Annotated in this window: 6 protein-coding genes and 1 pseudogene; 1 reads left to right on the forward strand and 6 read right to left on the reverse strand. The window is 64.4% G+C overall.

Translation table 11 applies throughout. The features are described from left to right. Together ACQKQA_RS29245 and ACQKQA_RS29250 are read right to left on the reverse strand one after the other, a co-directional pair. On the reverse strand, positions 1–416 hold a 416-nt coding region (locus tag ACQKQA_RS29245), incomplete at its 3' end, for a M14-type cytosolic carboxypeptidase (RefSeq protein WP_427564661.1). A 495-nt stretch (positions 417–911) separates the two neighbouring features. Then, positions 912–1253, reverse strand: a complete 342-nt coding sequence (locus tag ACQKQA_RS29250; protein ID WP_427564662.1) for a DUF6124 family protein — start codon at positions 1251–1253, stop codon at positions 912–914. 130 nt (positions 1254–1383) lie between these two features. Here ACQKQA_RS29250 and ACQKQA_RS29255 point away from each other — a divergent pair, with 130 nt between their 5' ends. Beyond that, on the forward strand, positions 1384–2049 hold the full coding sequence (locus tag ACQKQA_RS29255; protein WP_427564663.1) for a LexA family protein: 666 nt from the start codon (positions 1384–1386) through the stop codon (positions 2047–2049). 56 nt (positions 2050–2105) lie between these two features. Here the strand turns inward: ACQKQA_RS29255 and ACQKQA_RS29260 are convergent, their stop codons facing one another. From ACQKQA_RS29260 to ACQKQA_RS29275, 4 genes and pseudogenes are all read right to left on the reverse strand, one after another. Further along, the gene (locus ACQKQA_RS29260; RefSeq protein ID WP_427564664.1) at positions 2106–4052 is read right to left on the reverse strand and encodes an acetyl/propionyl/methylcrotonyl-CoA carboxylase subunit alpha; all 1947 of its coding nucleotides are present in this window, start codon (positions 4050–4052) and stop codon (positions 2106–2108) included. Beyond that, a complete protein-coding gene (locus ACQKQA_RS29265) occupies positions 4052–4867 on the reverse strand; it encodes a gamma-carboxygeranoyl-CoA hydratase (protein WP_427564665.1) in 816 nt (271 codons plus the stop codon). Before ACQKQA_RS29265 ends, ACQKQA_RS29260 begins: the two co-directional genes overlap by 1 nt. A 17-nt stretch (positions 4868–4884) precedes the next feature. Beyond that, complete coding sequence (locus ACQKQA_RS29270) at positions 4885–6492, reverse strand: carboxyl transferase domain-containing protein (protein WP_427564666.1); 1608 nt, start codon at positions 6490–6492, stop codon at positions 4885–4887. An 11-nt stretch (positions 6493–6503) separates the two neighbouring features. Then, a pseudogene (locus ACQKQA_RS29275) lies at positions 6504–6779 on the reverse strand (acyl-CoA dehydrogenase family protein); the annotation flags it as partial. Positions 6780–6843 lie beyond the last annotated feature (64 nt).

Consider the following 6843-nt stretch of genomic DNA (forward strand, 5'->3'; position numbering starts at 1 on the left):
TCGGCGCCGGCCTTGTTCAGGGCCTGCTCGATCAGCCAGTCGTGCCGGCCGCGGCTGTAGGGTTCGAAGTAGGCGAACCAGGCGTGGGTCTGGGTCGCCTCCAGGCAGAAGCGCAGGGTATCGCCTTCGAAAATCGTCGGCACGCGGAACCAGTTGACGTGGTCGTAGGACGCCACGGCCTGATAGCCGGTCCAGGCCTTGTTGTACGAGGACTTGCTGGCATTGCTCAGGCGGAACCAGTGCTCCTGGCCGACATGCAGGCCGCTGGCCTTGAAGTGGAACCACTGGAAATGCGCGCTGCGGGTGTCGGGCTTGATGGCCAGCAGGACCTGGGACGGGTTGCTGGTATCCAGTACTTCGATGTTGCCGCTGTCGAAATTGGCAGAGATTTGAAACGAGCTTTGGGCCACGGTCATAGTCGATTCCTGAGCAGGATTTTTATGGCCGTTACTTTAGCAGGGCAATTTCAGCAAAAGGGAGGGGGGGCGTCGTCCTTGACGCGAAAGCAGCTTAGAAGCTATGCGATTGATTCTCAAGCGCTGTTTTGTGATTTGCGACCCTTTGCCACGGGCCTCGGCTTGCAATGAGACATTCTTTTGCTATCATCGCCGCCACTTTAGCGGTACCCAGTCTTCATTAGCCTGAAGCCAAGCCAGAAAAACTGGCAGAAAAAAAAGACCCGGCAAAAAAGCCGGGTCAAAAACCGTGATTAGCCTGATGAGGAGATAATCCAGGAGTCCGACCTAAGGTCTCTTGGGTTATCGACTGATCTCGCGACCAGTTGCTTGCAATAATAATCATTATCATTTGCAAGTCAAATGGTTTTCCCCGCCTTTTGGAAAAATAATTCCTCTCTTTGTCGCAAGCCCTGTCCAACGGCCGGATGAGTCGTGGGCGCGCCTGGCCGTGGCTCACTCCTGGCGCTGGCTGTCCAGCGAGCGATCCACCAGTGCCTTGGCCATGTCGATCATGTGCACCACGGAAAACGCCAGGTCCCGACGGGTCCCCCGCAGATGGTCAGCGGCCTCGTAGGCACTGGCCGCGGCGCAGCGCAGCAGGTCGGAGGCGTGGATCATCGCTTCCTCGCTGCTGATGCTGTGCCTGACCTCGAAGAATTTCTCGTCAGCCAGCGATTCTGAAATAGCCGGTTTCAAGTAATAGTCCATGGCGCGGCGGGCGGCCTCGCTGTCCTTGAGGCTGTCGAAACGGACATCGGTTTCCAGTTCCGGTGCGTCTTTGCTGGTGCTGTTCATGAGCGGTTCCATCCTTTGACGTGGAATTAAGAGGGTCAGGAAATGGTAATACTTAATGTATTTGTGACTAGGTTTCAAATACTACAAGTTGTGTGTTGAGGGGCCGAATACACAACGTATTGTTCCGGCCATGGACAAATGGATCGAGTTGGTTAAATCCAACATGAAGGACCGCAAGGTCACCCAAGAAAAGCTCGCGGAACGCCTGGGAATGTCCCAGGGCGGCATCGGCCATTGGCTGAGCAAACGTCGCCAGCCGAAGATCGAAGACATGAACCGCGTGCTCGAGGAAATCGGCCTGGGTTTTCTCGAGGTCGCGCTGGTGATCCGCGAAAAACCCCAGGTGGACGACGAGGGCCAGTTGCTGCTGGAAGGGCCGTCGCCCGCGCAGAAGTACAACCCGTACTTTCGCTACCCAGTCAGCGACTGGCGGGGCGTTGGCGAGGTGCGCGAGGCCGGCGGCGCGGGTTATGTCAGCCAGCGTTACGAGCTCTCCGACTACCAGGCCGAAGGCCCGGCCTTCTGGCTGGTGGTGGTGGGCGACGCGATGATCGCCCCCAGTGGTTTGAGCATCGCCCAGGACATGCTGATCCTGGTGGATCCGGCGGTGGAGGCGGTCCCCGGCAAGCTGGTGATCGTGCAATGCCCGGGCAGCACCGAAGCGATTTTCCGCAAACTGGTGGAAGAGGGCGGGCAACGTTATCTGATGCCGCTGAATCCGACTTACCCGAAGGCGCTTTACAGCGATGAGTGTCGAATTATTGGTGTGGTGGTGCAGGCTACCGCGAAATTCTGACGTAAAAATACGATCGTTCCCGCAAGGTTGCGGGAACGATCTTTTGCCTCAAGAGCTTATTCCAGTTCCACCAGGGCACTTCCCTCACTGACCATCTCGCCTTCCTGGCAATACAGCGCCTTGACCACCCCGGCTTGCGGTGCGCGGATACTGTGTTCCATCTTCATCGCCTCCAGCACCACCAGTTGCGCCCCGGCTTCGACACTCTGTCCGGCCTGCACCAGCACCCGTACGATGCTGCCGTTCATGGGCGCGGTCAGGCCGCCGTGATGGCTGTGGCTGGCCTCCACCGCGGCGATCGGGTCGTAGGGCGTGACGCAGTGCATCTCGCCCTGCCACTGCAGGTACAGCTGGTCGCCCTGGCGAATCGCCCGGTGCTGCTGGCGCAGCCCCTTGTGGTCGATCGACAGTTGTTCGCCGTGCAGGGCGATGGTCGAGTTGCCGGTATCGAGCTTGATCGCCCGGTCCAGCCCCTCGCACTCCAGGTGCAGCACGGTTTCCCGTGGCAGCCCGATGCGCAGCCCGCTGGCCTTGGCCCAGGGTGAATGGCGGTCGTCGGCGCGTGCCTGGTCCGGCTGGCCCTGGGCGAACGCCTGGGCGGCGGCGTGCCAGAAATCGTCGCCCAGGGCGCTCGTCGGCGGCAGCAACTGGTCCTGATAGCGCGGGATAAAGCCGGTATCCAGTTCGGCGGCGGCGAAGGCCGGGTGGGCGACGATACGGCGCAGGAACGCCAGGTTGGTCTTCAACCCGCCGATGGCGAATTCGTCGAGCATGCCCAGCAGGCGCAAACGGGCCTGCTCGCGGTCCTCACCCCAGGCGATCAGCTTGCCGAGCATCGGGTCGTAGAACGGCGACACGCTGTCACCTTCCTCGACACCGCTGTCCACCCGGCGCCCAGGGCCCGCCGCCGATTCGCGGTACAGCGCCAGGCGCCCGGTGGCCGGCAGGAAGTCGTTGGCCGGGTCCTCGGCGTACAGCCGCACTTCGATGGCGTGGCCGATCAGGGGCACCTGGTCCTGGGTGATCGGCAACGCTTCGCCCTGGGCCACGCGAATCTGCCAGGCCACCAGGTCCAGCCCGGTGATGGCTTCGGTGACCGGATGTTCCACTTGCAGGCGGGTGTTCATTTCCATGAAGAAGAATTCGCCGCGGGCGTCCAGCAGGAACTCCACGGTGCCGGCGCCGACGTAACCGATGGCCTGGGCCGCGCGGACCGCGGCTTCGCCCATGGCCTTGCGCTGTTCGACGCTCAGGCCCGGGGCCGGGGCTTCCTCGACGACTTTCTGGTGGCGGCGCTGGATCGAGCAGTCGCGCTCGTTGAGGTACAGGCAGTTGCCGTGCTGGTCGGCGAACACCTGGATCTCCACGTGGCGCGGCTTGAGCACGTACTTTTCCACCAGCATCCGCGAGTCGCCGAAGGACGACTGCGCTTCACGCTGGGCCGAGGCCAGGGCTTCGGCCAGCTGGCTGACGTCCTCCACCACCTTCATGCCCTTGCCGCCACCACCGGCGGTGGCCTTGAGCAGCACCGGGTAGCCGATGCGCTCGGCGGCGAGGCGGAAAGTTTCCAGGTCCTGGGCTTCGCCGTGGTAGCCGGGGACCAGGGGCACGCCGGCGGTTTCCATCAGCGCCTTGGCGGCCGATTTGCTGCCCATGGCGTCGATGGCCGAGGCGGGCGGGCCGAGGAAGATCAGGCCGGCGGCTTCGATGGCGCGGGCGAAACCGGCGTTTTCCGAGAGGAAGCCGTAGCCGGGGTGGATCGCCTGGGCGCCGCTGGCCTTGGCGGCGGCGATCAACTTGTCGATCTGCAGGTAGCTGTCGGCGGCCTTGCTGCCGCCCAGGTCGACCCGCAGGTCGGCTTCGCGGCTGTGGCGGGCGTCACGGTCGGTGGCGCTGTGCACGGCCACGGTGGTCAGGCCCAGGGCCTTGGCGGTGCGCATCACCCGGCAGGCGATCTCGCCGCGGTTGGCTACCAGCAATGTGGTCAGGACAGGGGCGCTCATCAACGCGGCTCCTTGGCGGTCGGTTCGGCCTGCCAGCTCGGCGGGCGTTTTTGCAGAAAGGCGCGCAGGCCTTCCTGGCCCTCGGGGCTGACGCGGATGCGGGCAATGGCGTTCTCGCAATAGCGGCGCAGGGCCGGGGTCAGGGCGCCGTTGCCGACTTCGCGCAGCAGGTCCTTGCTGGCACGCATGGCGCAGGGGCTGTTGAGCAGCAGGTTGTCGATCCACAACGCCACCTGTGGCTCCAATTCGGCCGCCGGGTAGCTTTCCGCCAGCAGACCGATTTCCCGGGCGCGCTGGCCGCTGAAACGCTCGGCGGTCAGGGCATAGCGCCGCGCCGCGCGTTCGCCGATGGCTTGCACCACGAAGGGGCTGATCACCGCCGGGGCCAGGCCGATGCGCACTTCCGAGAGGCAGAACTGCGCGTCGTCGGTGCCGATGGCCATGTCGCAGCAACTGATCAGGCCCAGGGCGCCGCCAAAGGCCGCGCCCTGGACCACGGCCAGGGTCGGGATCTTCAGCTTGGCCAGGTTGTACATCAGCTCGGCCAGCTCGCGGGCGTCGTCGAGGTTGGTCTGGTAGTCGAGCTCGGCCGATTGCTGCATCCAGGCCAGGTCGGCGCCGGCGCTGAAGTGCTTGCCGCGGCCGCGCAGCAATAGAAAGCGCAGGTTCGGATCGCTTTGCACCTGATCCAGGGCGAGGATCAGCTCGCGGATCATTTCGGCGTTGAAGGCGTTGTTCTTGTCCTCGCGGCTCAGCCACAAGGTGGCGAAACCACGAGGGTCCTTCAGCAGTTCCAGGGTGTTGAAGTCGTTCATCTGAGTCTGGCTCCGGGTCACATGCGGAACACGCCGAAGCGGCTCTGTTCGATAGGGGCGTTGAGGGACGCGGACAAGGCCAGCGCCAGGACGTCGCGGGTCTGCGCCGGGTCGATGACGCCGTCGTCCCACAGCCGGGCGCTGGAGTAATACGGATGGCCCTGGTGCTCGTACTGATCGAGGATCGGCTGTTTGATCTCGGCTTCCTGGGCGGCGCTGAACGGGTGTCCACCGCGTTCGGCCTGCTCGCGCTTGACCTGCACCAGCACCCCGGCGGCTTGCTCGGCGCCCATCACGCCGATCCGCGCGTTGGGCCACATCCATAGGAAGCGTGGGTCGTAGGCGCGGCCGCACATGCCGTAGTTACCGGCGCCGAAGCTGCCGCCGATGATCACCGTGAACTTCGGCACCTTGGCGCAGGCCACCGCGGTCACCAGCTTGGCACCGTGCTTGGCGATGCCGCCGGCTTCGTATTTCTGGCCGACCATGAAACCGGTGATGTTCTGCAGGAACAGCAGCGGGATGCCGCGTTGGCAAGCCAGTTCGATAAAGTGCGCGCCTTTCTGCGCGGCTTCGGCGAACAGGATGCCGTTGTTGGCGAGGATCGCGATCGGATAGCCGTGCAGGTGGGCGAAGCCGCACACCAGGGTGGTGCCGAACAGCGCCTTGAACTCATCGAAGACCGAACCGTCCACCAGCCGCGCGATCACTTCGCGCACGTCGAAGGGCTGCTTGGCGTCCGCTGGAATCACCCCATACAGCTCGTCGCTGGCATACAGCGGAGCGATGGGCGCGCGTTGCTGCAGCTCGCCCTGTTTGCGCCAGTTGAGGTTGGCCACGCTGCGCCGGGCCAGGGCCAGGGCGTGCTCGTCGCTGTCGGCGTAATGGTCGGCGACCCCGGAAATCTTGCAGTGCACATCGGCACCGCCGAGGTCTTCGGCGCTGACCACTTCGCCGGTGGCGGCTTTCACCAGCGGCGGGCCGGCGAGGAAGATGGTGGCTTGCTCGCGGACCATGATCGCTTCGTCGGCCATGGCCGGCACATAGGCGCCACCGGCGGTGCAGGAGCCCATGACCACGGCGATCTGCGGGATGCCCTGGGCGCTCATGTTGGCCTGGTTGAAGAAGATTCGCCCGAAGTGCTCGCGGTCGGGGAACACCTCGTCCTGGCGCGGCAGGTTGGCGCCGCCGGAGTCCACCAGGTAGATGCACGGCAGGCGGTTCTGCTGGGCGATGGTCTGGGCGCGCAGGTGTTTTTTCACCGTCAGCGGGTAATAGGAGCCGCCTTTCACCGTGGCGTCGTTGGCCACGATCATGCATTCGACGCCTTCCACCCGACCGATACCGGCAATCACCCCGGCGGCCGGCACGTCCTCCCCATACACCTCATACGCCGCCAACTGGCTGACCTCGAGGAAGGGCGAGCCCGGGTCGAGCAGGCGGTTGATGCGCTCGCGGGGCAGCAGCTTGCCACGGGAAGTGTGCCGTTCCTGGGCCTTGGCGCCACCGCCTTGCTGGACCTGGGCGAGCAGAGTGTGCAAGGCGTCGACCTGTTCAAGCATCGCTGCGCTGTTGGCAACGAACTCCGCCGAGCGCGGGTTGAGCTGGGTATGCAGGATAGCCATGGACAGCTCCGTTAGCGGGTTTCGTTGAACAGTTCGCGGCCGATCAGCATGCGGCGGATTTCGCTGGTGCCGGCGCCGATTTCATACAGCTTGGCGTCGCGCAGCAGGCGGCCGGCGGGGAATTCGTTGATGTAGCCGTTGCCACCGAGGATCTGGATTGCGTCCAGGGCCATCTGGGTGGCGCGTTCGGCGCTGTAGAGGATCACCCCGGCGGCGTCCTTGCGGGTGGTTTCGCCGCGCTCGCAGGCCTGGGCCACGGCATACAGGTAGGCGCGGCTGGCGTTGAGCTGGCTGCAACTCGCCGTTGCCGTAGTTCAATCGCTCGACGCCGCCGATCACGAACGGCATGGC

The organism is Pseudomonas sp. NPDC089530, assembly GCF_050280705.1.
In the GTDB taxonomy this organism is placed as follows: Bacteria; Pseudomonadota; Gammaproteobacteria; order Pseudomonadales; family Pseudomonadaceae; genus Aquipseudomonas.

What these genes read in the sequence shown, in the direction of transcription:
- ACQKQA_RS29250 (WP_427564662.1), bottom strand. Translation starts at nt 1,253, where the DNA reads ATGAACAGCACCAGCAAAGACGCACCGGAACTGGAAACCGATGTCCGT.
- ACQKQA_RS29255 (WP_427564663.1), top strand. Translation starts at nt 1,384, where the DNA reads ATGGACAAATGGATCGAGTTGGTTAAATCCAACATGAAGGACCGCAAG.
- ACQKQA_RS29260 (WP_427564664.1), bottom strand. Translation starts at nt 4,052, where the DNA reads ATGAGCGCCCCTGTCCTGACCACATTGCTGGTAGCCAACCGCGGCGAG.
- ACQKQA_RS29265 (WP_427564665.1), bottom strand. Translation starts at nt 4,867, where the DNA reads ATGAACGACTTCAACACCCTGGAACTGCTGAAGGACCCTCGTGGTTTC.
- ACQKQA_RS29270 (WP_427564666.1), bottom strand. Translation starts at nt 6,492, where the DNA reads ATGGCTATCCTGCATACCCAGCTCAACCCGCGCTCGGCGGAGTTCGTT.